Source organism: Dermatophilus sp. B7861-1, from assembly GCF_058996045.1.
The window spans coordinates 1,449,501-1,472,884 of sequence record NZ_CM180082.1; the positions used below are offsets into that span (position 1 = coordinate 1,449,501).

At 59.9% G+C, this 23,384-nt stretch carries 18 protein-coding genes; 4 read left to right on the forward strand and 14 right to left on the reverse strand.

The window, feature by feature from the left end; translation table 11 throughout:
* Window positions 1–321: 321 nt before the first annotated feature.
* Window positions 322–1,035 carry a transcriptional repressor LexA gene (gene lexA, locus AC2T9U_RS06440; protein ID WP_493695564.1) on the forward strand — a complete coding sequence of 238 codons (714 nt, stop codon included), beginning with the start codon at window positions 322–324 and terminating at the stop codon, window positions 1,033–1,035.
* A 40-nt stretch (window positions 1,036–1,075) separates the two neighbouring features.
* A complete protein-coding gene (locus AC2T9U_RS06445) occupies window positions 1,076–2,020 on the forward strand; it encodes a LysR family transcriptional regulator (protein WP_115032521.1) in 945 nt (314 codons plus the stop codon).
* Window positions 2,021–2,024: 4 nt separating this feature from the next.
* On the opposite strand, the gene AC2T9U_RS06450 is transcribed toward AC2T9U_RS06445, so the two are convergent.
* The 8 genes from AC2T9U_RS06450 to hflX form a co-directional block, all read right to left on the reverse strand.
* On the reverse strand, window positions 2,025–4,442 hold the full coding sequence (locus tag AC2T9U_RS06450; protein ID WP_493695565.1) for a DNA internalization-related competence protein ComEC/Rec2: 2,418 nt from the start codon (window positions 4,440–4,442) through the stop codon (window positions 2,025–2,027).
* Window positions 4,439–5,623 carry a ComEA family DNA-binding protein gene (locus AC2T9U_RS06455; RefSeq protein ID WP_493695566.1) on the reverse strand — a complete coding sequence of 395 codons (1,185 nt, stop codon included), beginning with the start codon at window positions 5,621–5,623 and terminating at the stop codon, window positions 4,439–4,441. Before AC2T9U_RS06455 ends, AC2T9U_RS06450 begins: the two co-directional genes overlap by 4 nt.
* Before the next feature lie 92 nt (window positions 5,624–5,715).
* Window positions 5,716–6,627 (reverse strand): DegV family protein, encoded by a 912-nt coding sequence (locus AC2T9U_RS06460; RefSeq protein WP_493695567.1) that lies wholly within the window; start codon window positions 6,625–6,627, stop codon window positions 5,716–5,718.
* Window positions 6,624–9,530 carry a leucine--tRNA ligase gene (gene leuS / locus AC2T9U_RS06465; protein ID WP_493695568.1) on the reverse strand — a complete coding sequence of 969 codons (2,907 nt, stop codon included), beginning with the start codon at window positions 9,528–9,530 and terminating at the stop codon, window positions 6,624–6,626. The genes AC2T9U_RS06460 and leuS overlap by 4 nt, the downstream gene beginning before the upstream one ends.
* A 206-nt stretch (window positions 9,531–9,736) precedes the next feature.
* Complete coding sequence (rpsT, locus tag AC2T9U_RS06470; RefSeq protein WP_028327693.1) at window positions 9,737–9,997, reverse strand: 30S ribosomal protein S20; 261 nt, start codon at window positions 9,995–9,997, stop codon at window positions 9,737–9,739.
* A gap of 210 nt (window positions 9,998–10,207) precedes the next feature.
* Window positions 10,208–11,269, reverse strand: a complete 1,062-nt coding sequence (gene holA, locus AC2T9U_RS06475; RefSeq protein ID WP_493695569.1) for a DNA polymerase III subunit delta — start codon at window positions 11,267–11,269, stop codon at window positions 10,208–10,210.
* The gene (locus AC2T9U_RS06480; protein WP_493696938.1) at window positions 11,266–13,500 is read right to left on the reverse strand and encodes an ATP-dependent DNA helicase; all 2,235 of its coding nucleotides are present in this window, start codon (window positions 13,498–13,500) and stop codon (window positions 11,266–11,268) included. The genes holA and AC2T9U_RS06480 overlap by 4 nt, the downstream gene beginning before the upstream one ends.
* A 107-nt stretch (window positions 13,501–13,607) precedes the next feature.
* Window positions 13,608–15,137, reverse strand: coding sequence for a GTPase HflX (gene hflX / locus AC2T9U_RS06485; protein ID WP_493695570.1), 1,530 nt, complete (start codon window positions 15,135–15,137; stop codon window positions 13,608–13,610).
* A 162-nt stretch (window positions 15,138–15,299) separates the two neighbouring features.
* Here hflX and AC2T9U_RS06490 point away from each other — a divergent pair, with 162 nt between their 5' ends.
* Window positions 15,300–15,938: a class I SAM-dependent methyltransferase gene (locus AC2T9U_RS06490; RefSeq protein WP_493695571.1), complete on the forward strand. Its 639-nt coding sequence runs from the start codon at window positions 15,300–15,302 to the stop codon at window positions 15,936–15,938.
* Window positions 15,939–15,973: 35 nt separating this feature from the next.
* Here the strand turns inward: AC2T9U_RS06490 and dapF are convergent, their stop codons facing one another.
* The 6 genes from dapF to AC2T9U_RS06520 all read right to left on the reverse strand — a co-directional run bounded on the left by dapF (window position 15,974) and on the right by AC2T9U_RS06520 (window position 21,818).
* Window positions 15,974–16,861 (reverse strand): diaminopimelate epimerase, encoded by an 888-nt coding sequence (gene dapF, locus AC2T9U_RS06495; RefSeq protein WP_493695572.1) that lies wholly within the window; start codon window positions 16,859–16,861, stop codon window positions 15,974–15,976.
* A gap of 46 nt (window positions 16,862–16,907) precedes the next feature.
* Complete coding sequence (gene miaA / locus AC2T9U_RS06500) at window positions 16,908–17,846, reverse strand: tRNA (adenosine(37)-N6)-dimethylallyltransferase MiaA (protein WP_493695573.1); 939 nt, start codon at window positions 17,844–17,846, stop codon at window positions 16,908–16,910.
* A gap of 94 nt (window positions 17,847–17,940) precedes the next feature.
* Entirely contained in the window at window positions 17,941–19,470 is a 1,530-nt protein-coding gene (gene miaB, locus AC2T9U_RS06505) for a tRNA (N6-isopentenyl adenosine(37)-C2)-methylthiotransferase MiaB (RefSeq protein WP_493695574.1), read from the reverse strand.
* Between the two features lie 160 nt (window positions 19,471–19,630).
* Window positions 19,631–20,218: a regulatory protein RecX gene (locus AC2T9U_RS06510; RefSeq protein ID WP_493695575.1), complete on the reverse strand. Its 588-nt coding sequence runs from the start codon at window positions 20,216–20,218 to the stop codon at window positions 19,631–19,633.
* Window positions 20,218–21,240 carry a recombinase RecA gene (gene recA, locus AC2T9U_RS06515; protein WP_493696939.1) on the reverse strand — a complete coding sequence of 341 codons (1,023 nt, stop codon included), beginning with the start codon at window positions 21,238–21,240 and terminating at the stop codon, window positions 20,218–20,220. Before recA ends, AC2T9U_RS06510 begins: the two co-directional genes overlap by 1 nt.
* A gap of 341 nt (window positions 21,241–21,581) precedes the next feature.
* A complete protein-coding gene (locus tag AC2T9U_RS06520) occupies window positions 21,582–21,818 on the reverse strand; it encodes a DUF3046 domain-containing protein (RefSeq protein ID WP_084441290.1) in 237 nt (78 codons plus the stop codon).
* A gap of 194 nt (window positions 21,819–22,012) precedes the next feature.
* Between AC2T9U_RS06520 and AC2T9U_RS06525 the strand changes: the two genes are divergently transcribed.
* Window positions 22,013–23,383, forward strand: coding sequence for a rhodanese-like domain-containing protein (locus tag AC2T9U_RS06525; RefSeq protein WP_493695576.1), 1,371 nt, complete (start codon window positions 22,013–22,015; stop codon window positions 23,381–23,383).
* The last annotated feature ends 1 nt before the right edge of the window (window position 23,384 follow it).

Sequence of the window (23,384 nt, forward strand, 5' to 3'; positions counted from 1 at the left end):
GATATTTCGCACACATATTCGATTTAACTAATTCAACTTGACCAACATGACCCTGCAAATAGACTCCTCCTTCTGGGCTGCGCAACACAGAATCCGAACATCTGTTTGAGGAAACCCCCCATCGCCGCCTAGAATTCGAACAACAGCCCCATCCCGCAACTCTCATCGGGCTCACGTGCACGCCCAATCCAGAGCCTCGAAATGAGCGGGAACCAGCCAGCCCAAGGTGAGACCCACCTTGCTCTCACCCTCCGACACCGTTCACACGCCCCCTGCGAGATCTCACCTTGTCGGCAGGCGATGCTAGAGAAAGGGATCCCCATGTCCGAGATCCATGAAATCGCCGCTCAACAACGCCCCGGACTCACTGCACGGCAACGTAAAGTTCTCCAGGTCATCCGCGTCTGCGTTGAATCCCGCGGATATCCACCCAGCCTGCGCGAAATCGGCGATGCCGCAGGACTGACCTCACCCAGCAGCGTCTCCCACCAGCTCTCCGCCCTCGAACGCAAGGGCTACCTACGCCGCGACCCCCACCGCCCCCGCGCCATCGAAATACTCATCGACACCGACCTAGACCTCCCCGACCGCAAAGAGTCCCGTCCCGACTCCACAGAACCCCCCACGCCAGAAATAAGTGGCACCGATCTGCACCCCGAAGCCACCTACGTGCCCATCCTTGGCCGTATCGCAGCTGGCACCCCCATACCCGCAGAAGAAGCACTCGAAGACGTCTTTCCTCTACCGCGTCAACTCGTCGGTGAAGGAGAGCTTTTCCTCCTGCAAGTCTTCGGCGACTCCATGGTCGACGCCGCCATCTGCGACAAAGACTGGGTCGCCGTCCGCCGCCAACCCACCGCTAGCAACGGCGAAATCATCGCAGCCATGCTCGACTCCGAAGCAACAGTCAAAACCCTAAAAATCAACCCCGACGGCTCCCGCTGGCTCATGCCACACAACCCCGCTTACAACCCCATCGACGCCACCGGCGCCACCATCCTCGGAAAAGTCACCGCAGTCATCCGACGCCTGTGACCACCCGCGATACCAGTAACGCGACGTTATGATCAGCAACATGATCGACATCGCCGGTTTCCGAGTCATGCGCGCCATCGCCGACGCCGGAAGCTTCACCTCCGCCGCCGCCTCCCTGGGCTACTCCCAACCTGCGATCTCACAAATGGTGCGCCGACTCGAACAACGCACCGGAACCACCCTCGTTGAACGCGTAGGCCGCACCGTACGACTCACCGAAGCAGGCGAAGTCCTAGCCCGCCACGCCACAGCCATACTCACCGCACTCGAACAAGCCGAAGACGAAATATCAGCCATCGCCGGACTCGAATCAGGACGAGTACGCCTCATGGCCTTCCCCTCGGCATCGGCCGCCATTGTCCCGGCCGCCCTAGCGCAACTACGCGAAACCTACCCCGGCATCACAGTCACCTTCACCGAAGGTGAACCCCCGCAAGCATTAGCCGCCCTGCGTGCTGGCGAATGCGACATCGCTTTAGTCTTCGCCTACGACGGAGCCGGACTACCCGCAGCCGAGGACAACCTCGAAACACTCCACGCCATCGAACTATTCGACGACCCCGTACACGTCGCACTCCCCCGCCAACACCCCCTCACCAGCAATCCCGTAGTCAATCTCGCCGACCTCACCAATGAAGACTGGATCGCCGGCTGCCCCCGCTGCCGCGGCCACCTCCTGGACTCCTGCAACCTGGCCGGATTCCGTCCCCGCGTCACCTACGAAACCGAGGACTACATGGCCGTACTCGGGTTCGTCGGCGCCGGGCTCGGCGCCGCCCTCATCCCCGCCCTAAACCTCTCCAAAGCCATCCACCCCGACGTAGCCATCCGCGACATCACCCCCCAAAGTCACCGCACCGTCTACGCCGTCACCACACCCGATCTCTTCCGAGTCCCCGCCGTCGCCACCACCCTCCACGCCCTCACCGACAGCGCAGAACACGCACACACATCACCAGAAATCCCCGCCACTCTCATGATCTAAAACCTCACCTGGTTCGCAACCCCCGAACCACAACACCCCGGCCACCACCAGCACCGGAAACATGCATCAAGACCGTCCCCGCCTCATCGGTGCGCCACACACTCGCCCCCGAACGCTGCAAATCCATCATCACCGACGGAGCTGGATGCCCATAAGTGTTCTGCGCCCCCACACTAATAACCGCAACTGCCGCCCGCAGATCGCTATACAACCCTGCAGCAACATGCGCCGACCCATGATGCGACACCTTCACCACATCAAAACTGCCTAACTGCCCACTACCCTCAAGAGCACGACGCACAGCAGCAGTAGCTGACTCTTCAGCATCCCCCAACAACAACACCCGCATCCCACCAGCTTCAGCAGTAAGAACCAAAGAGCCGTCATTAGAACTAGCGCTGTGCTCACTACGCGGCCACACAGTCCGCAAACGAAGCCCACCCCACACACCCTCACTACCCATCACCCACTTCTCCACCGGAATCTGCGCACTTTGCGCGATCCGAGTGATCTGAGCAGGACGCCCCCGCGCCTCAGCCGCAGCAGAAACAACCAGCCGCTCCACCTTCCGGCCAGCAACCACACCCGAAAGCCCCGCAACGTGATCCGAGTCGTAATGGGTCAACACCACCGCCGCCAAATGCTGCACACCCAACGCATCAAGACAGGCATCAATCAACCGCGGATCACGACCGGTATCAACCAAAACAGTTGACGCATGATCATCACCACGCACAACCAACGCATCCCCCTGCCCCACATCACAGGCAGCGAATTTCCACCCTTGAGCCCCCTGCCCACCAGGCAACGGAACACACACCGCGAACAAAGCAACAAACAAGCTTGCACCAGCAAAAACGCCATGACGACACACAACCTCCAAAAGTCGCCGCCACGCCGGAGCCGTGAACAACGCCACCACAGTGAGCACCGCAAACACACCAGCTCCCCACCCCCCTGCCGGCCACGGCACTGTTCCACCAGGAACGACCGCCAACCCATGCGCCACAAACGCAATCGCCAACGCGCACACCCCCGGGAACCACGCAAACAATGCCGCCAGCGACGGAAACACCAACGAGGCAGCAGCCGTGAAAATCCCACCCAGAGTGACCGGGGCAACCAAAGGAGCGGTGAGCACGTTGGCCGGGATAGAAATCAGCTGAATCCCTGGGCTCAGGAGAAGCAACACCGGAGCACACATCACCTGCGCAGCCAACGGAACAGCCACAAGGGGAGCCAGCCAACGCAAAAACCTCGGGAGCTTATCTGCGATCTCGTCAGACCACGAGCGCGCAAACAGGACAATTCCCGCCGTGGCCAACACCGAAAGCGCAAACCCATAGCTACGGGCCAACCACGGATCGAAACCCAAAAGCACCAGAATGGCGGCGGCCAAAGCAGGCAACGCAGCACCGCGACGTGAAGCGCTAACACCAACCAGACCAACAGTCCCCATCGTTGCCGCGCGCAGCACACTTGCATCTGGGCGAGCCACAACCACGAAAAGAGCGACTGCGGCCACGCCAAGAAAAGGCCGGACCCGCCGCGGCATTCCGATCAGCCGCATCAAGAAAGCAGCACCAAGGAGTACATACGTCACGTTCGTGCCCGACACTGCACTCAAGTGGGTCAAGCCGGTGTCGCGCATCGCCTCGACCAGAGAAGAAGACTGTTGTGAACGATCACCTAGAACCATCGCCGGAACCAGTCCGCGAGCATCGTCAGGCAGAGCGTGAGTGGCCTGACTGAGCCCAGTTCGGACGTGCGTGGCCACGGCCAAGATCGGGTTCGGTGATGGGTGTACCTGTAGTGCGTTGGGGCGGCTCACGGTGGCGACGGCTTTATCTGGCGCAGGGACTGCCCGTAGCGCTCCACGCACCGTAATGGTGTCACCCCAGTTTGCGTGAGTGAGGCGGTGATCAGCGAAAATCCGCACCGGTGTAGCTACCGGAGTGCTCAGCGCATGATGTTCGATTGTTTCGACGTTCATTAAAGCGACATACAGTGCTCCCGAGCCGTTCGCGGAGGGGACTTGTCGTGGTTCTTCGGTGATACGTCCAGTCAGGGCGGCAGTGGCGTGTGTTGCTGCAAGATCGGGGATGGGGCCAGCTTGCCTACGCAGATCATGCGCGGTGGCGGTGGCGCACAGAACAAACGTGGCAATGAGAGTCAAAGTGCCGATGCGCGCGATGGGGGTGGGGCGACGGCAGAGAAATACAGCAGCGGGCAAAGCGAGCAGCGCACTGATCAGTGCTGCCCCAATGGTGAAACTCCAATGCGGCCCAGCCGCAGCTAGTACGCTCCACGCGATCGCCGCGGGGATAAAAAGGCGCAGGTCAGCAGGAAGTTCAGTGGCCGAGGAGGTTTTTTCGCGCTTATCACGCAGCGCGTTAAGAAGCAGACTGGCAACCGCTCTCATACCGTGACGAGTTGGGCAAGTTTAGCGAAGGTTTTTTCACCGACGCCAGAGACCTCGTTAAGGTCTTCCACACGCGTGAAGCGCCCGTTATCGGTGCGCCATTTAATGATTTTTCCAGCCATCACAGGGCCAACACCAGGCAAGGTTTCCAAAGTGGTTTGGTCGGCGCTGTTGAGGTTCACTTTGCCTGCAGCGGTAGTAGAAGTACCTGGGCTGCTTACAGCGGCCGCGGGGGCTGCCTCACCCAGGGCAGCGACGATGATCTGTTCACCATCGCTGAGTGGCTTGGCCATATTGATGCTGCGGGCATCGCTTCCACGTGCGAAACCACCTGCAGCCGCAATCGCTTGGCTTGCACGGGATCCCGCAGGCACGGTGACGACCCCCGGTTTGGTCACTTTCCCAGCGACATGGACCGTGATGGCGGCTGGGGTCGTCTGTGAGTGTTTATCAGCCGTCCCAGCGGTTCCTGAAGGGGACGGTTTCCCGGCATGGGCGGATGCAGCGGGAACGGTGTGCTCTGCTGCTTGACGTTCGCTGAACCACCAACGTGCGAACACCACCGCACATGCCAGCACGCCAATGATCAAGGCTCCGATAATCGCGCGAGTAGGGGGAACGCTCCTGGCTGTTTGGAGACGTTGCGGAACAGCGAGCAGAGCACGAGTGTCCGTGGCGTGTGTGTGTTCTTCCTCTTCTAGGGGTGGCAAACGCCGTTGCTGGTTGTGACTTTCCGCAGCTGGGGAGGCGAGCAGAGCGCGCACATTTGGTCGAGGAGTTTTGTTGACCTGTGGCGCGTATGGTCGTACGTCACCCATCCCTGGTGTTGGGTGTGTGCGCTCGTTGTAGCTGCGAGTGCTCTCTGATTCTGCTTTCGCGACGAGTTGCTGCCACCGCTGCTCGACGTCGCTGCAGCCACCGGAAGCTTTCTCTGCTAGATCCCAGTCGTCGATTTGTGAATTCCACTGCTCATGTCTTGGTGCCCACTCCAGCTCCAATTCCTCATCAACATCGGAGACGAACCCGGCACTAGAGTCGGGGGCATAGCGGGGCTCGCAAGCAGCGACAACATGGTGAGCAGGAGGGCGAGAAGGGCGGATCGGCCACGGCGCATTGACTCCACGCCGGCGACTGGCCGCGTGGGCAGCTTGTGTGGTGGGCAGCGGATCAGCAGGAGGCATGCGGTGAAGCTATGCCGAACCAGAACACTCAGATGCAGACAGCACCTGCTGATGTGGAGAACAAACCCCCTCTCAACAGGTTGTGGACGCTCCTAGGTGGGCTCTGCGGGCGTTCCTGTGACAAATACCCCAACCGCCCCAGGTCCAACATGCACCGCCAACACCTCATCCACAGGCGCTACCGACACCGAAGCCACAGGGATGTTCTGCGTTATCAACACTTGCGTGAGTTTTTCTGCCAACAGGTCGGCACGCTCGGTGGCATCAACATGCTGCACCGTCACCGTGACTGGGTCTAGAAGCTGCCTGGCGCGCGAAACCGCTAACTCAACCAGGCGCGAAACAGCACGTCCAGTGGTTCTGAGTTTCTCCACGGGCTCGATGTGTCCGTCTGCGAGCTGGAGAATCGGTTTCACTGACAACGCTGTCCCGAGGAACGCCGCAGCAGCACCAATCCGCCCGCCCTTACGCAGATTCTCCAAAGAATGCACATAGAAAAACGTGGACGTCGTATCGGCGACCGCGCGAACAATACCGCTAGCAACCTCACCAGCCTCCTGCGGCGATAGCCCAGCGACAATCGGCGCTGTACGACGTACCGCGTTCCCCAACCCGGCACCAGCCATTGCGCTATCAATGACGTGCACAGGCACCGATGCCGACCGCGCGGCCAACAACGCTGCGTCACGCGTGCCAGATAGCTGGGCCGACAAATGCACCGAAACGATGCCTTGCACACCACGAGAAGCCAAATTCTCGTAGCAGGTGAGGAACTCTCCCGGTGAAGGACGTGAAGTCCCGGTGGTTTTAGCTGCAGCCACAACCACCGGGAAAGATCCTTCACTGTCTGCGGTGATCTCACGCCCGTTTTCCAAGACGTGCAGTCCGACCACTGCGACACCCAACTGCCTCTGCTCAGCAGCAGACAGCCCAGCAGTGGAATCTGTCACCACAGCAATGCTGCGGCCACCGGTCACTGGGCTGTCAGTGCTGCGAACTGTCACTGAGCGACGATGTTGACCAGGTTCGGGGCACGCACAATGACCTTGCGGACTGTTTTTCCCTCAATCAGTTCAGCGATGCGAGGCTCGGCGAATGCTGCTTTCTCCAGGTCTGCTTCACAGATTGAGGGGTCGACCTCGATGCGTGCACGGACCTTACCCAGCACCTGAATCACCGCGGTCACCGAGGCCGCAGCCAGGAGTGCCTCGTCAGCTTCAGGGAACTGCGCGTGCACCACTGAATCACTGTGCCCCAGGCGATGCCACAACTCTTCAGCGATGTGCGGAGCCACTGGCGCCAACATCACTACAAGCGTTTCAGCAGCCTCACGCGGAGTATGTGACAGCTTGGTGAGAACGTTGTTGAACTCGATCAACTTGGCGATCGCTGTGTTGAACCGCAAACCGGCGTAGTCTGCGCGCACACCTTGCACTGCACGCGCCATCGCCCGTGCTGTGTCCTCATCCATCGCCTCATCGACAACAACGACCTCGCCGGTTTCTTCATCGATGACATTGCGCCACACTCGCTGCAAGAAACGCTGCGAACCAACGACCGCGCGGGTCTCCCACGGTTTGGAGGCCTCCAGCGGGCCCATGCTCATCTCGTACACCCGGAATGTGTCGGCCCCGTACTGGTCGTACATCTCGTCAGGGCTGACAACGTTCTTCAACGACTTGCCCATCTTGCCGTACTCACGCACGACTTCCTGCCCGTTCCACAGGTAGGCGGTGGTGCCGTCCTGCTGCACAGACTCGGTGATCTCGGCGGCAGGGACGATCTGGCCGCGCTGGTCACGGAACGCATACGCCTGGATATAGCCCTGGTTGTACAGCCGGCGGAACGGCTCAGCACTGCTGGTGTGCCCCAGATCGAACAGCACTTTGTGCCAGAACCGGGCATACAGCAGGTGCAGCACGGCATGCTCCACACCACCGACGTACAGGTCCACACCACCGACATCCGGTAGATCTGCCGGTGCGCCCTCCACAGGGGTGGCGCGGGGGCCCATCCAGTACCGCTCGACCTGCGGGTCAACAAAACGTTCTGTGTTGGCTGGGTCGAGGTAACGCATCTCGTACCAGCATGAGCCAGCCCATTGGGGCATCACGTTGAGCTCACGGCGGTACATCTTCGGACCATCACCAAGATCGAGCTGTACATTCGCCCATTCCTGGGCGCGAGCCAGCGGCGGCACCGGCTGACTAGTTTCATCTTCGGGATCGAGCTTCTGTGGCGAGTAGTCGTCTACCTCAGGCAGCTGCACTGGAAGCATCGACTCCGGTACTGCAACCGGCTGGTCGAACTCGTCGTACACGATGGGGAACGGTTCACCCCAGTACCGCTGGCGGCTGAAGAGCCAGTCACGCAGCTTGTAGGTGGTGGTCCCTTCACCGATGCCCTGTGCCTCCAGGTGAGTGATCATCGCGGCTTTAGCCTGCGGCACCGACATGCCGTTGAGATCGATGCCCTCCCCGGTGCTGTTGATCTTCACTCCATCACCGGTGTAGGGCTGATCTTCAGGGTGCCCTGCGGGTGGTTCGATGGTGCGGATCACGTCGATGTCAAAGGCAGAAGCGAATGCGAAATCACGCTCATCTTCGGCAGGGACGGCCATGATGGCTCCCGTGCCGTAGCCCATCAGAACGTAGTCGGCGATGAAAACAGGAAGAGCGCGCCCATCAACCGGGTTGATCGCGAACGCCCCAGTGAAGACCCCCGTTTTTTCTTTGCCTTCGGCCTGACGCTCCATCTCGGTTTTGCTCGCCGCCGCAGCGATATAGGCAGAAACTCCCTCAGAAGGAGTGGCCGCTCCAGCTTTCCACGCCTGCTTAGTGTCTTCAGGCCACGTGGCGGGCACAATCTTCTCGACGAGCGGGTGCTCCGGAGCAAGCACCATGAATGTGGCACCAAACAACGTGTCTGGGCGGGTAGTGAACACCTCGACCTGTTCGGTGGTCCCTTCTGATGCAGGGACGTCAAAGCGCACCGTCGCTCCAGTAGAGCGACCAATCCAGTTACGCTGCATCAACTTGACCGGCTCGGGCCAGTCAACCCGGTCCAGATCTTCCAAAAGGCGATCGGCGTATGTGGTGATGCGCATCATCCACTGCCGCATGTTGCGCTTAAACACCGGGTAATTGCCGATATCGGAACGGCCTTCAGCGGTGACTTCCTCATTCGCCAAAACGGTTCCCAACCCGGGACACCAGTTCACCGGCGCAGAAGAGACATACGCCAACCGGTACTGGTCAAGAATTTCCCGCTGCTCGTTCCGCGCTAACTCACCCCACGGGCGGCCATCTGGCGTGGGGCGAGTTCCGTCCGCGAACTCTGCCTCCAGCTCCGAGATCGGGCGGGCTTTACCTTTGCTGTTGCTGGCGTTGGGGGCCTGTGGATCAAACCAGGCGTTGAACAGCTGCAAGAAAATCCACTGCGTCCAGCGGTAGAACTCAACGTCGGTGGTGGCCACAGAACGACGCGTGTCATGACCCAACCCCAAGCGACGCAGCTGGCGACGCATGTTCGCGATGTTGTTCTCGGTGGTGACGCGCGGGTGTTGCCCAGTCTGGATCGCGTACTGCTCAGCTGGCAAACCAAACGCGTCATACCCCAGGGTGTGCAGAACGTTCTTACCTGTCATGCGCTGGAAACGTGCGAAAGCATCCGTGGCGATATAGCCCAGCGGGTGCCCGACATGCAGCCCCGCCCCAGAGGGGTAAGGGAACATGTCCAGAACGTAAAGAGGCTCACGCTTGGCGGCCTGCGAGTCAGCCCACGGGCCGGCTGGGTTCGCGGCGGCATATGTGCCTTCGGTCTCCCACACATCTTGCCAATGGCGCTCGATGCGATCGGCTACCTCGGCCGTGTATCGGTAGCCGGCTCCGGAAGCTGATTCACTCATCGACATCGTCCTTCGTCTCGTCATACACCACGTCACGGGCCACGACTGGACACGCCGGGCCGTCGCCAATCTACCGCAGGGCAGCAGAACCTCTCCAAAGGAACCAGTCCCACCAGCAACCTGAGAAATACGAAGCGAGGGCCGCCTGGAAACTCCAGACGACCCCCGCCTCACCGATCACCGGTCTCCCGGCGTCACGGACTGGATCAGAGAGCGTTGAAACGCGTCGCCATAGCCGACTTCTTGTTAGCGGCCTGGTTCTTGTGAATGACGCCCTTGCTTACGGCCACGTCCAGCTTGCGGGACGCGTCGCGCAGCGCCACCGCTGCCTCGTCCTTGTTGCCAGCCTCGACCGCAACACGGAACTTACGGATGAAAGTACGCAGCTCAGACTTGTAAGCCTTGTTGCGTTCGGTCCGCTTGTTGTTGGTCTTAACGCGCTTGATCTGCTGCTTAATGTTTGCCACGAATCTGACTTTCTGGTCGAAGGACTACTCCACACACACGCATGAAGCAGGCCCCCCTCGCATCCGGACCGCAACTGAAGTCGTCGTGGTCAGCCCGGCCAAGGAAGGGCTAATTTCGCGTGACTTGCGCACGACCTGGGCGCGCACGCGAATATCCAGCTTAACAGGCGCGCCAAACACGACCGAAGCAGCCCTGCACCTCACCCCCCGCTATCGACCTGTGTGCGCATGCCGAGCCCGAGCCACCTGCAACACACACCGCTCCACCGCGAACTGCGGATCCCGGCCCCCACCTTTGACCGCGAAATCAGCAGCCGCGATTGCCTCCACCGCAACAGCAAGCCCATCCTCACTCCACCCTCGCGCAGTGCGACGAGCCCGATCAACCTGCCAGGGCGCCATTCCCAACGCCCCAGCAACCTGCCCCGCAGGCCCAGAAGGCGCCCCCGTGACCTTAATGAGCTGGCGAATCTGTACCGCCAACGCGGCCACAATCGGCACAGGATCAGTCCCCACAGCCAACGCATGCCGCACCAACGCCAACGCTTCAGCGGTATTCCCCGCCAAAGCAGCATCGGCGACTTTGAACCCATTCGCTTCGACACGGCCGCCGTAGTACGTCTCGACCGTTCCGGTGTTGATCGTCCCTGTGGTGTCTGCGATGAGCTGACTACACGCAGAAGCTAACTCATCGACACTTTTACCTACTGCTTCGACAAGAGTTTTCACAGCATCAGGAGCGATACGGCGCCCAGCGCGACGGAACTCACTGCTGACAAACTCAGACTTGTCCCGGTCGCTCTTAATGGCTGGAGCAGTCAGAACCCGCGCACCAGCTTTTTTCATCATGTCGAGGACTTTTTTGCCACGATTACCACTGCGATGCCAGACGGTAAGAGTCACCGTCTCCTCAGGCGCACTGAGGTAGCGAACAAGGTCCTCAATCAAAGCGTCATTAGCGGCCTCCAAGCCACGCACAAAAATGCCTGTACTGCCCCCAAAAAGAGAAGGACTAGCAGCCATGGCGATGGAGCCAGTCTCATACCCTTCGGCGTCAAAACGGACAATATCGACCTGCGGGTCAGTAGCCCGCAGCGCGATAGCAGTGGCATCCAAAGCGCGCTGAGCCAAGACACGTTCTGGCCCAGTCACGAGAACCAAAGGCGGCACTCCCCCGCAGGGAGTGTCTGCGATGGTGGCGTCATCATCAAAGCCCCCGAATCCAGAGCTCGGTTCCGGAGCGCGGCGACGTCCAGCCCGTTGTGCAGTCATGACAGTTTCAGTGCTTTCATCCGGGCAATGATCGACTCAGGTGGCATTTCAAGATGTTCAGCAAGCTCAGAGATATCAAGCCCCAGATCGAGACCATCGCGGAGTTCTTCATCAAGAGTGGCATCCCACTTATGCCCCGCAGCCACTGCCGGACTCAAGCGCACGGCGCCAGTGTGCTCTACGCGCGGCGGTGGATGCTCGGTTTCTCCAGGTTCCATCGGTGGAGCACTGGCAGCGGGCGTAGATTTCATCACCGCGCGCTCCCCGCGCGCCGCGACCGGCAGCACTGGCGCAGCCGCAGCATCAAGACGCTGAAGAGCCCCCAACACAACATCACGGTCAGTAGTGGGCCACATATCAGGCAACGAAGCCTGCAAAAACCCAGCATAACGGGCTTTCTTCATTCGCGGATCGAGAAAAGCAACAACTCCACGGTCATCAGCACGGCGAATCAAACGCCCAGCTCCCTGCGCAAGTTTGAGAGCCGCAGCAGTAGCCGAAACCGCCATAAACCCATTACCCCCCATAGAGCCAATGGCGCGAGTGCGCGCCTCAGTAAGAGGGTCATCCGGGCGGGGAAACGGGATCCGGTCAATAATGACCAGCTGACACGCCGAACCAGGCACATCAACGCCCTGCCACAACGAAAGCGTCCCAAACAGGCAAGTACTGGCATCCGAAGCGAACTGCCTCACCAACGTCGATAGTTGATCATCTCCCTGGCACAGAATGTCCAGGTCATCGCCGAAGCGTTCCCGCATCTGCTCCGCAGCAGTCTTAGCTGCACGCATCGAACTGAACAGCCCCAGTGCCCTGCCACCAGCGGCACGAATGAGCGCTTCGATCTCGTCGAAAACCTCCGTCGCGGCGCCGTCACGTCCAGGCGTAGGTAGCCAGTCAGCCACGTACGCGATCCCTTGCCGCGCATAGTCGAACGGGCTACCCACATCCACGCAACGCCACGCTGGGGCCCCCTGCCCCCGCAACCCCATCTGCCCAGCTACAGGATCGAAAGATCCCCCCAATTCCAGGGTGGCTGAGGTCAACACAACCGTCCGTTCGGTGAACATGGCTTCCCGCAGCTGCATCGCCACACTCATCGGAGCGATACGTAACACCGCTCCCCTACGGTCGTCTTTAGTCACCCAGAGCACATCGAGTTCTCTGTTTTCCAGAGCCCGTTCAGTGAAAGCGTGAATCTCTTCAACTGCGGCACGAGCGACTTTCTTTGCTCCTTCGACAGATTCACCGCCTTCGCCCTTCAATGACCCCAACAGCAGACGCGCAGCCTCATGCACACGCCCCAGAGCCTGAACCAGCATTTCCGGAGCATCCTGCACCCTGCCCTCAGGAACTGCTTCCAAAGCGACAGCCAACCCATCACCAGCCAAAGCGAACTCATTGGCATCAGCATGCGAGGCAGCTTTACGTGCAGCACTACCAACCGATTTAGAGCCCAGCTCATCAGTGACCGTCGCTGTCACCCGATCAACAAGCTCATGGGCCTCATCGACCACAAGAAGATCATGCTCAGGCAGCAGACGCCGCCCCTCAAAAGCATCAATGGAAGCAAACGAATGGTTCGTAACCACGATGTCAACATCAGCAGCCGCTGCCCGCGCCTGCTCAACAAAACACTCCTCACGCATCGGGCACCGTGACCCCAGGCACTCCCGCGCCGACACCGACACCTGACGCCAAGCGCGCTCAGAAACCCCCGGAACCAGATCATCACGGTCACCAGATTCAGTTTCCTGAGCCCACTGCCGTAGCCGCAAAACCTCTTGCCCCAGGCGCCCGACCTGCTCATCTACCTGGCCGACACCGAACAAAGCATCGTCATCGTCCTCAGGCATACCACCGGAAATTTTGTGCACACAAATGTAGTTACGACGCCCCTTGACCAGCCCGTACGTCAACGGCCGAGGCAAATACCCACGCAGCGATTCAGCCAATCGTGGAAGATCGCGGTCAACGATCTGTCCCTGCAACGCCAGTGTTGCCGTAGCCACCACAACCGGGGTTCCCGTCGCCTGCGCATGTGCTGCAGCTGGCACCAAATACGCCAACGACTTACCCGTACCGGTGCCAGCCTGAACCAACAAATGCTCACCAGAATCGACAGCGGCGCTAATCGCCTCAGCCATCGACACCTGGCCGGCACGCGGGGAACCACCAATTCCAGCAACAGCGGCCTCAAGCAGGGTTTTCACAGAAGGCGACGACACAATCCACCACCCTAATGCCCCTCACCCACCCCTCTGGACTGCTTGTCCACTGCTACGGCAGCAGTTTCCAAAACGCCCAGAGGGTTGAGGAAGAACGTGGCGAAGAAAACTCACGACTCCACAAAGAACGGTGCGAACTCACTAGCTTTTTCGTGCCGCACAAAACCTTCAATCAACGTGCCCTCAGGGGTGTGCTCCTCACTACGGATATCGCCCTGCCCATGCAACAGCGACACCAAATCGCCACGCTGATAAGGAATCAGAACACGCAGGTGAACATCCGGGACCGGCAGATGATCAGCCACGAGCTGACACAACTGTTCTATCCCCTCACCCGTGCGTGCTGAAACGAACACCGCATCAGCCTCAGAGCGACGCAAAAGATCCAGCGTCTCTTCCTCAGCTAGATCGGTTTTGTTCACCACCACTACTTCACGAAGCTCATCAGGACGCACCTCGGCAAGCACTTCACGTACTGCCTTAATCTGCCCAATTGGATCCGGGTGCGAACCATCAACCACATGCAAGAGCAAATCAGCATCCCCGGCCTCCTCCAACGTGGACCGGAAAGCCTCCACCAGCTGGTGCGGCAACGAACGCACAAAACCGACCGTGTCCGCGATGGTGTACTCACGGCCATCAGGGGTGTTCGTACGACGAACCGTGGTGTCCAATGTGGCGAACAAAGCGTTCTCCACCATCACCCCAGCTCCGGTGAGTCGGTTCAACAAGCTGGATTTACCGGCGTTGGTGTACCCGACAATGACCACACTGGGAACGCTGTGAGCAGCACGCCCCGAACGCTTCGTGACCCGAATTTTCTTCATCTCACGGATCTCGCGACGCAGCTTGGCCATCCGTGTATTGATACGACGACGATCAAGCTCAATCTTTGTCTCACCAGGGCCACGCGACCCCATACCCGCACCACCAGAAACCTGCCCACCAGCCTGCCGAGACATCGACTCACCCCAGCCACGCAGACGCGGCAACAAATACTCCAGCTGCGCCAGCTCAACCTGAGCCTTACCCTCTTTAGACTTAGCGTGCTGAGCGAAAATGTCGAGGATCAACGCGGTGCGGTCAATGACCTTCACCTTCACCACATCTTCCAAGGCACGCCGCTGACTGGGGGCAAGCTCACAGTCAGCAATAACTGTGTCAGCGCCCTCAGCGGCGACAACCTCGGCCAGCTCAGCGGCTTTGCCCGACCCTAAATAGGTAGCCGGATCTGGTTTAGCGCGGCGCTGCAGCACCCCCGCCAACACCCGCGAACCAGCAGTCTCAGCCAACGCCGCCAATTCGCGCAGAGAGTTCTCGGCATCCTCAACCGAGCCAGAATTCCACACCCCTACCAGCACTACGTTCTCCAAACGTAGCTGGCGATATTCAACTTCGGTGACATCTTCCAGCTCAGTCGAGAGGCCGTCAACACGGCGCATCGCCGCGCGTTCCTCACGCTCGAACTGATCACCATCCCAGGTGGCATGGGCGTCGGTGTCGCTGGTGTTAGACAAGGCAGCAGCTCGACGCGCGAAAACATCTTCATACTCGGCAGAGTCACGGAGTCCACCGAATGCCGCACCGTGACCGGCCTGTTCGATGTCGGAGGCGTGAGTTGCGTGATTGTTGTTCGTCATATCCCTCTCATGGTCGCATGATCATCCGGTTCGAAACAGGAATGCCCAAGAACCGGTATCCGCAACAACGCAACAGCCAACCTTCCTGTTCCCCATACCCCATGAGTGCCCAAGCCCTTGACAGACAATCCAACCATCACGCACCGGCGGTAACCTATGCCCATGCCGAGCCCGACCAGCCACTACTTCGACTCCGACCCCACAGGACCCGCCCACACTCGCACCCTGCGCGTCAACCTCGCTGGCCGCGACGTCGAAATCACCTCGGCTGACGGTGTGTTCTCTGGTGACCGGCTCGACCCAGGAACATCCGTCCTCCTACGCGAAGTACCCCACCCCCCCACAGGCGGGACCTTCCTCGATATCGGATGTGGCTGGGGTCCCATCGCCTGCACCCTCGGAATACTCTCCCCCGAAGCTGACGTCATCGCCGTTGACGTCAACCGACGATCCCGAGAACTCACCGCAACAAATGCAGCCGCGTTGGGCTGCACACGCGTACAGGCCCTCGCCCCCGAAGAAGTCCCTGAAGAAGCACGCTTCGACCTCATCTGGTCCAACCCGCCAATCCGGATCGGCAAACCGGCGTTACACGCCCTGCTCTTAACCTGGCTTCCCCGGCTCTCCCCCGGCGCAGACGCCTACCTCGTGGTTAGTAAAAACCTCGGCGCCGACTCACTACAGACCTGGCTCACAGCAACCCTTCCCGATGCTTTCACGGTGAGCCGGGCAGCCACAGCAAAAGGTTTCCGGATTCTTCACGTGCACCGCGACAGTGAAACTGACACTGCCTGCAGCTAACTGAACCAGCTACAGGCAGTCAGCTGCAGGCTGACTCACAGCCGCGTCACACCATCAGCGACCAAGTCAGCAGGGCCAGAAAGAGTCACCTGACGGTCCGCGCCCACAGTGACGTGAAGGCTTCCCCCGGGCACATCAACCCGCCACTGGTTAGCCCCATCCTCACCACTGCACAGCATCGCCGCCACCGCCGCAGCTGCCGCACCCGTGCCACACGAACGCGTTTCACCCACACCGCGCTCAAACACCCGCATCTGCAGATGCCCTAGGCCAATAACCTGCACGAGCTCCACATTGGTTCCATGCTCAGGTAGCGGGTTGACCACCGGGGCTGCGCTCAAATCCACGGCAGGCAGATCAACCTCACCAGGAAGCATCACCACCGTGTGTGGATTTCCCATATCGACGCTCACGCCCGCTAACCCCTCAAACCCGGGCACCGATACCCGCGCATCAAAGCCGTGGGCCTTGAACTCGCTCTCCGCAGTCAGGGTGTACTGCCCCAAACCCGTCGAATACACCGCGCCTTGAACACCAATGTGTTTAATTCCCGCGCGGGTAGCGATCGTGTAACTGTCCTCAGTCACTAACCGCTCCCGCCGCAAATAGGCAGCGAAAACCCGTGTCCCATTCCCGCACATTTCTGCAAGGGTGCCATCAGCGTTGCGGTAATCCATGAACCATTCAGCATCACCAGCGAGCGCCTCGATTTCAGGTTCGCCACATAAGGCGGTGGGGACAACCCGGATTACGCCGTCGCCGCCTATGCCTGCGCGACGGTCCGCGAGTCGACGGACCTGATCAGGGGCTAGGCCGCGCGTGCCATCGAGGTCAGGGATGAGCACGAAGTCGTTCTGGGTGCCGTGGCCTTTGGTGAAGGAGTATGCGACAGGGGCGGGGGTTGTTACGTTCACGTGATTCATTCTCCCGCGGTGTGCTGAGTGGATTATGTGTTTGTTTAGGTGTTTATCACAGCGCAGGACTGCTGAGACCGTGCTGTTGGAGTGTGCTCAGGGCGGCGTGCAGGACGCTGCTGGGATCGTGGGCATCAATCCACGTGATGCGTGGATCAGGGGTGAACCAGCTGATTTGCCTGCGTGCCAGGCGTCGAGTGGCGATGGTGGTGGCCTCGATGGCTTCTTCTTCGCTCATGGTTCCATTGAGCTGTGCCAGGGCTTCGCGGTACCCCACAGCGCGAGAAGCTGTCCTGGTCTGGGACAGTCCACGCTGTTCCAGCGCTGCGACTTCCTCAAGCAGCCCAGCGCGCCACATACCCCGCACCCGGGTTTCGATACGGGTGTCAAGTAAGTCTCGATCTAGATGTAGGCCCAGCATCGCGGTGGGGCGGACGAATTCACGGCGCGGCATGGTTGCTGAGAACGGGCGGCCAGTAAGCTCGATGACTTCTAAAGCGCGAACGATACGGCGAGTGTTGCGCGGTTCGATAGCTGCAGCAGCCTGCGGGTCTAGTTCGGTGAGCTTTTGGTATAGGGCAGGAGTGCCTTCTGTTGCGGCGTGTGCCTCCCACCGTGCACGGACGCGGGGGTCGGTTGGTGGGATTTCTAGCACATCGATAGCTGCGCGTACGTACAGCCCGGATCCTCCTACCAAGACAGGGAGGTTTCCGCGGGCGATGATTCCATCAATATCGGTGCGTACGTGCCGCTGGTAGGCGGCCACGCTCGCATCGTCGGCGATGTCGAGAACGTCGATCTGGTGGTGGGGGATGTTTCCCCGCTCGGCAATGCTTGGCTTAGCAGTGCCGATATCCATGCCCGTGTACAGCGCGAACGCGTCAGCGTTAACGATTTCTCCGCCCAACTGCTCGGCCAGGCGCACCGCTAGCGCGGTTTTTCCTGTCGCTGTTGGGCCCACAACTGCAACCACTTCTGGCACTTGTTCGGTCACGAACCCACCCGCCGTCTTCGTTTCCAGTGATGAAAAGTTTCTGCTTTCCCGGGCATCACGATGCCTCTGCATGCGGGTGATGCCCGGGAGCGCCTCAGCAGCTTCCGCAGGCTCCGGTCGATGCGGTTTGTGGCCGCGCACCTATAGTCGGTAGCCCCAAGCTGACCGTTGGTTTGTGCGGAACCGGGTTACCTTCTAGACGTTCCCACGCGTCACCACCGATGGTGCGGCGCACTGAGAAAACCCGCTCGTCTGGGTTCTGGGCCACTGCCGAGTCAGCGACCAAGTGGTGCGGGGCCCCATAGGTGACTGCCACATTGACAAGATCTCCTGGTCGGGGACGTTCAGATTCAGGTAGCTCTTCAGGCAATGAGAAGTGCACGAGGCGGTTATCGCGTGCCCGGCCAGACATCCGCGCAGTCTCTACATCTTTACGACCCTCAAACGGAGCGACAAGCACCTCAACCGTCTGGCCTTCAAGGGCACGGTTCTGTTCCCAGCTGATCTCGTCCTGCAACGCGACCAACCGGTTGAAGCGCTCCTGGACAACCTCTTTAGGGATCTGGTTATCCATCGTCGCTGCCGGGGTGCCAGGGCGGATTGAGTATTGGAACGTGAATGCACTGGAGAACCGCGAGGCCCGAACGACTTCAAGGGTGTCTTCGAAATCCTGGTCCGTTTCGCCTGGGAATCCCACAATGATGTCCGTGGTAATCGCGGCGTGTGGGATCTGCTCCCGAACTCGCTCAATGATGCCGAGGAATTTCTCGCTACGGTACGAGCGGCGCATCGCGCGCAGCACCGAATCCGAACCGGACTGCAACGGCATGTGCAGGCTGGGCATCACGTTCGGTGTCTCCGCCATAGCAGAGATGACGTCATCAGTGAACGCCGCCGGGTGCGGGCTGGTGAAACGCACTCGCTCCAGACCGTCGATGTCACCGCAGGCGCGCAGCAACTTAGCGAATGCGCCACGGTCCCCGAATTCCACCCCATAGGTGTTCACGTTCTGCCCAAGCAGTGCCACTTCAAGGACGCCCTCGGCCACGAGTGCTTTGACCTCAGCGAGGATGTCGCCCGGTCGGCGGTCCTGTTCTTTACCGCGCAGCGCCGGAACGATGCAGTACGTGCAGGTGTTGTTACAGCCCACCGAAATCGACACCCACCCGGCGTAAGCCGAGTCACGCCTTGTCGGCAACGTCGAGGGGAACGTTTCCAAAGACTCGAGGATCTCCACCTCGGCCTTCTTGTTGTGACGTGCCCGCTCCAACAGCACCGGCAATGAACCGATGTTGTGTGTACCGAAAACGACATCGACCCACGGCGCCTTGGCGACGATGAGGTCTTTATCCTTCTGCGCCATGCATCCACCAACAGCGATCTGCATGTCGGGGTTTTTCGTCTTGGCTGGACGCAACTGCCCCAAGTTGCCGTAGAGCTTGTTGTCCGCGTTCTCACGCACCGCGCACGTGTTGAACACGACAATGTCTGGCTCTTCCGAACGTTCAGTCGGTGGAACCGATTCGTAATCCACGTACCCCGCGGCCTCCAAGAGCCCCGCGAGCCGCTCGGAATCATGCACATTCATCTGGCACCCGTGAGTGCGCACCTGATAAGTCGTCATCACAAACTATTCTCCAACCTCACCCCTGCGCCCACGAAACCGACACCGATCCCGCGACACGACAAGCGCAGGCCGCCTCAGGTGAGGTGGCCTGCGCCCTACCGGACGATCACAGCTCCAGCGGCTCCCCGCCAAGCTGCTCAATTTAACCAGCTATAGGTCAGTCCCGAGCATGCTCAGGCAAAGCATCCAGAGCCTCAGCGACTACCGAAAATGCAATATTCGACGAATACCCTCGTCTGCCAAGTAAGCCCAGCAAACGACGTTTCTTCGTTTCAATGTTCAGGCCACTCATCGCCCGCAGCTTTTTAGCAACAACTGCACGAGCAGCCTCTTTGTCGCGCTCCACGTCAAGATGATCAACAGCATCCTCAACGACCGTGGCCTCCACGCCCCGTTTCATCAGCTCCATCTCCAGCGACCGTTTCGACAGCCCCTTGGACTCCCGCAAACTGCGCACCAACATCTGTGCGTAAGCTGCATCATCAACCAGGCCAACATCTTCCAAACGATCCAGGACCTCATCAGCGGTGTCCCGTGGAATGTCTTTGGCCACGATCGCCTCAGCAAGCTGTGCCCGCGACCGTGGCGCTGCAGCTAACTTACGCAGCGCAATCCGTTTAGCCTCCGCATACTCAGCGGACACTGACAAGGCACCCGACCCAGCAGACTGTGAAGACCTACTCGCCTGCGCTACAGCCTGCGCCATCGCCTCACGAGCGCGCGCCAACCGCGCATCATCACTCATCAGAACGCCACAGGCGCTTCATCGCCCCCCGCGCCACCTTCTACAACTTCCGCAGGCGCCTCAGCACCCGGAATGATGCCCAGTTTCTCCTTGATGCGCCGCTCAACCTCTTGTGCCAACTCTGGGTTGTCTTTGAGGAAGTTACGGACGTTCTCCTTGCCTTGACCGAGCTGATCACCCTCGTAGGTGTACCACGCCCCGGCTTTACGGATAATCCCGTGCTCCACACCCATGTCGATGAGGCTACCCTCACGCGAAATGCCCTGTCCGTACAGAATGTCGAACTCGGCCTGCTTGAACGGCGGAGACACCTTGTTCTTCACCACCTTGGCGCGCGTACGGTTACCCACCGGCTCGCTGCCGTCCTTCAACGTCTCAATACGGCGAATATCCAGACGCACCGAGGCATAGAACTTCAACGCCTTACCACCCGTGGTGGTCTCCGGATTGCCGAACATCACGCCGATCTTCTCGCGAAGCTGGTTAATGAAAATCGCCGTCGTGCCCGTGCTGTTCAACGCACCCGTGATCTTACGAAGCGCCTGGCTCATCAACCGCGCCTGCAACCCCACATGCGAATCACCCATCTCACCTTCGATCTCAGCGCGCGGAACCAAAGCCGCTACTGAGTCAACGACGATGATGTCGATCGCCCCCGAGCGGATCAACATATCGGTGATCTCAAGAGCCTGCTCGCCAGTGTCCGGCTGACTAACCAACAGCGCATCAGTATCCACACCCAAAGCCCGGGCATACTCCGGATCCAAGGCATGCTCAGCATCGATGAACGCCGCGATCCCCCCGGCTTTCTGCGCACTCGCCACCGCATGCAACGCCACAGTCGTCTTACCCGAAGACTCCGGGCCATAGATCTCAATCACCCGACCACGAGGAAGACCACCCACACCCAACGCCACATCCAACGCAATCGACCCCGTCGGAATAACACCCAACGCCGGACGCACCTGATCACCCAAACGCATCACAGCACCCTTGCCGTAAGCCTTTTCAATCTGGGCCATCACTGTGTCCAGAGAAGCAGCCTTGGGATCCAACGAAGAAGAACGAGACCCCGACGAGGCCTTGGAAGAACGTGCCATGACACACCTTGCTTTCTGCGAATACTCGAAACGGCCGTCTACCTGCGACCTCAAGCGCGACCACCAGGCCAACAACTCGGGTCAGACGTTAAAAGGAACCACCGACAAGGTCCCGCCACCGCAACGGCAACTGTGGACCACACCCCCTAACCAACCAGGTTGTGGAGCAGTCGGACCCGCCGGTCGAGTACCGGCAGAAAGTCCCATCACCCACAAGCTACCGAACAAATGTTCGATAAGCCACCTCAACACACGCCATCCACTCAGTACTTATCGCGATTTTCCTGCAATGGGACCACTCGCCCCAGTCGCCGCTCCGGCGGCACTCCCATCTGCTCCACCAGTGCCTCCCATACTCGCCGCGGCTCAACACCGGACTCCAGTAGCTCATCAGGAGTACCCCCACCTAATGCCGTCACGCTCTGATGTGACGCCAGAACCTGTGCACGCGCAGCCCCGAACTCCTCATCCATCAACCGCCAAAACTCACTAAGACGCATACCCCAAGTCAACCACCCCGCACCATCCCCTCAGGCAGCACTCCCTCCTTGCCGCAAATCATGCGTAGCAAAGACAGCAACCAGACAAGCGGTCGATCGAACACGTTGAACATACTCAACCCCAGTTGAACATACCCCCGGGGGTATGTTCAACTGGGGTTGCCACCACCCGACACACTCCTGGGAGGACCCCCATGCTCTTCACCCAGCACTACCTCGACTGCCTCTCACAAGCCTCATACGTCATCGGTGACGAAACAACAAAGAAAGCCCTCATCATCGACCCCCGACGCGACACCGACGACTACCTCAACGAAGCCACCGAAAACGGCATGAACATCATCGGAGTCATCAACACCCACTTCCACGCCGACTTCGTCTCCGGACACCTCGAACTGGCAGAAAAAACCGGAGCCTGGATCGGGTACGGCGAAAAAGCCACCCCCGACTTCACCTACCGACCACTCACACACGGCGAGCGCATCAGCCTCGGAGAAGTCACCCTCGAAATCCTGGCCACCCCCGGCCACACTCCCGAATCAATCAGCGTCCTCGTCTACGAACACACAGACGACAACGTGCCCTACGGCGTACTCACCGGCGACGCCCTCTTCATCGGTGACGTCGGACGACCAGACCTCCTAGCATCCAGCGGCACCACCGCCGAAGAACTCGGCCGCAACCTCTACCACTCCATCCAGCACACGCTGATGTCCCTACCCGATGAAGTCCGCGTCTTCCCCGGGCACGGCGCCGGATCAGCCTGCGGCAAAAACCTCTCCACCGAAAAACAATCAACAATCGGTGAACAACGCCGCACCAACTACGCCTGCACCCCCATGAGCGAACAAGAATTCGTCGATATCGTCACCGCAGGCCAACCAGCCCCTCCCGCCTACTTCGCCTACGACGCCACACTCAACAAAAAACACCGACCCACTCTGAGCAACACAACCACACCAGCCCTGAACAACACCGAACTCGCCCACGCCCTCAACAACGGCGCCATCATCCTCGACACACGCACAACCGAAGAATTCACCACAGCGCATCTACGCGGATCCATCAACGTTCCCTTCGACGGGCGAACCGCCGAAACTGTCGGCATGCTCCTCAAACCCGAACAACGCATCATCCTCATCACCCCCGAAGGACTCGAACAAGAAACAACCATGCGCCTTGGCCGCATCGGATACGACCACATCCTCGGATATTTCCCCCACCTCGACAGCCACCTCAGCGAACACCCCGAGGAAGCCGAACAGGCCACCCGTCTCGAAGTTCACGAACTCGACAACGCTGCGCCACACACACAGCTACTCGACGTACGTGGCCCCGGCGAAGCAGCAGAAGGCGCCATTCCCGACACCATCAACATCCCCCTGCCGCAGCTAACCCAACGACTCAACGAACTAGACAAAAACCGCCCAGTGATCGTCTCCTGCGCCGGAGGGTGGCGATCCAACGTCGCCGCGAGCTACCTACGCCACCAAGGATTCACCCACGTCGCAGACCTCATCGGCGGCTACAACGCCTGGGCCGACGCACACTCAACGGCGCACTGAC

Coding starts and splice junctions, on each gene's coding strand:
- lexA (WP_493695564.1), top strand. CDS start 322: ATGTCCGAGATCCATGAAATCGCCGCTCAACAACGCCCCGGACTCACT.
- AC2T9U_RS06445 (WP_115032521.1), top strand. CDS start 1,076: ATGATCGACATCGCCGGTTTCCGAGTCATGCGCGCCATCGCCGACGCC.
- AC2T9U_RS06450 (WP_493695565.1), bottom strand. CDS start 4,442: ATGAGAGCGGTTGCCAGTCTGCTTCTTAACGCGCTGCGTGATAAGCGC.
- AC2T9U_RS06455 (WP_493695566.1), bottom strand. CDS start 5,623: ATGCCTCCTGCTGATCCGCTGCCCACCACACAAGCTGCCCACGCGGCC.
- leuS (WP_493695568.1), bottom strand. CDS start 9,530: ATGAGTGAATCAGCTTCCGGAGCCGGCTACCGATACACGGCCGAGGTA.
- holA (WP_493695569.1), bottom strand. CDS start 11,269: ATGACTGCACAACGGGCTGGACGTCGCCGCGCTCCGGAACCGAGCTCT.
- hflX (WP_493695570.1), bottom strand. CDS start 15,137: ATGACGAACAACAATCACGCAACTCACGCCTCCGACATCGAACAGGCC.
- AC2T9U_RS06490 (WP_493695571.1), top strand. CDS start 15,300: ATGCCGAGCCCGACCAGCCACTACTTCGACTCCGACCCCACAGGACCC.
- dapF (WP_493695572.1), bottom strand. CDS start 16,861: ATGAATCACGTGAACGTAACAACCCCCGCCCCTGTCGCATACTCCTTC.
- miaB (WP_493695574.1), bottom strand. CDS start 19,470: ATGACGACTTATCAGGTGCGCACTCACGGGTGCCAGATGAATGTGCAT.
- AC2T9U_RS06510 (WP_493695575.1), bottom strand. CDS start 20,218: ATGAGTGATGATGCGCGGTTGGCGCGCGCTCGTGAGGCGATGGCGCAG.
- recA (WP_493696939.1), bottom strand. CDS start 21,240: ATGGCCCAGATTGAAAAGGCTTACGGCAAGGGTGCTGTGATGCGTTTG.
- AC2T9U_RS06520 (WP_084441290.1), bottom strand. CDS start 21,818: ATGCGTCTTAGTGAGTTTTGGCGGTTGATGGATGAGGAGTTCGGGGCT.
- AC2T9U_RS06525 (WP_493695576.1), top strand. CDS start 22,013: ATGCTCTTCACCCAGCACTACCTCGACTGCCTCTCACAAGCCTCATAC.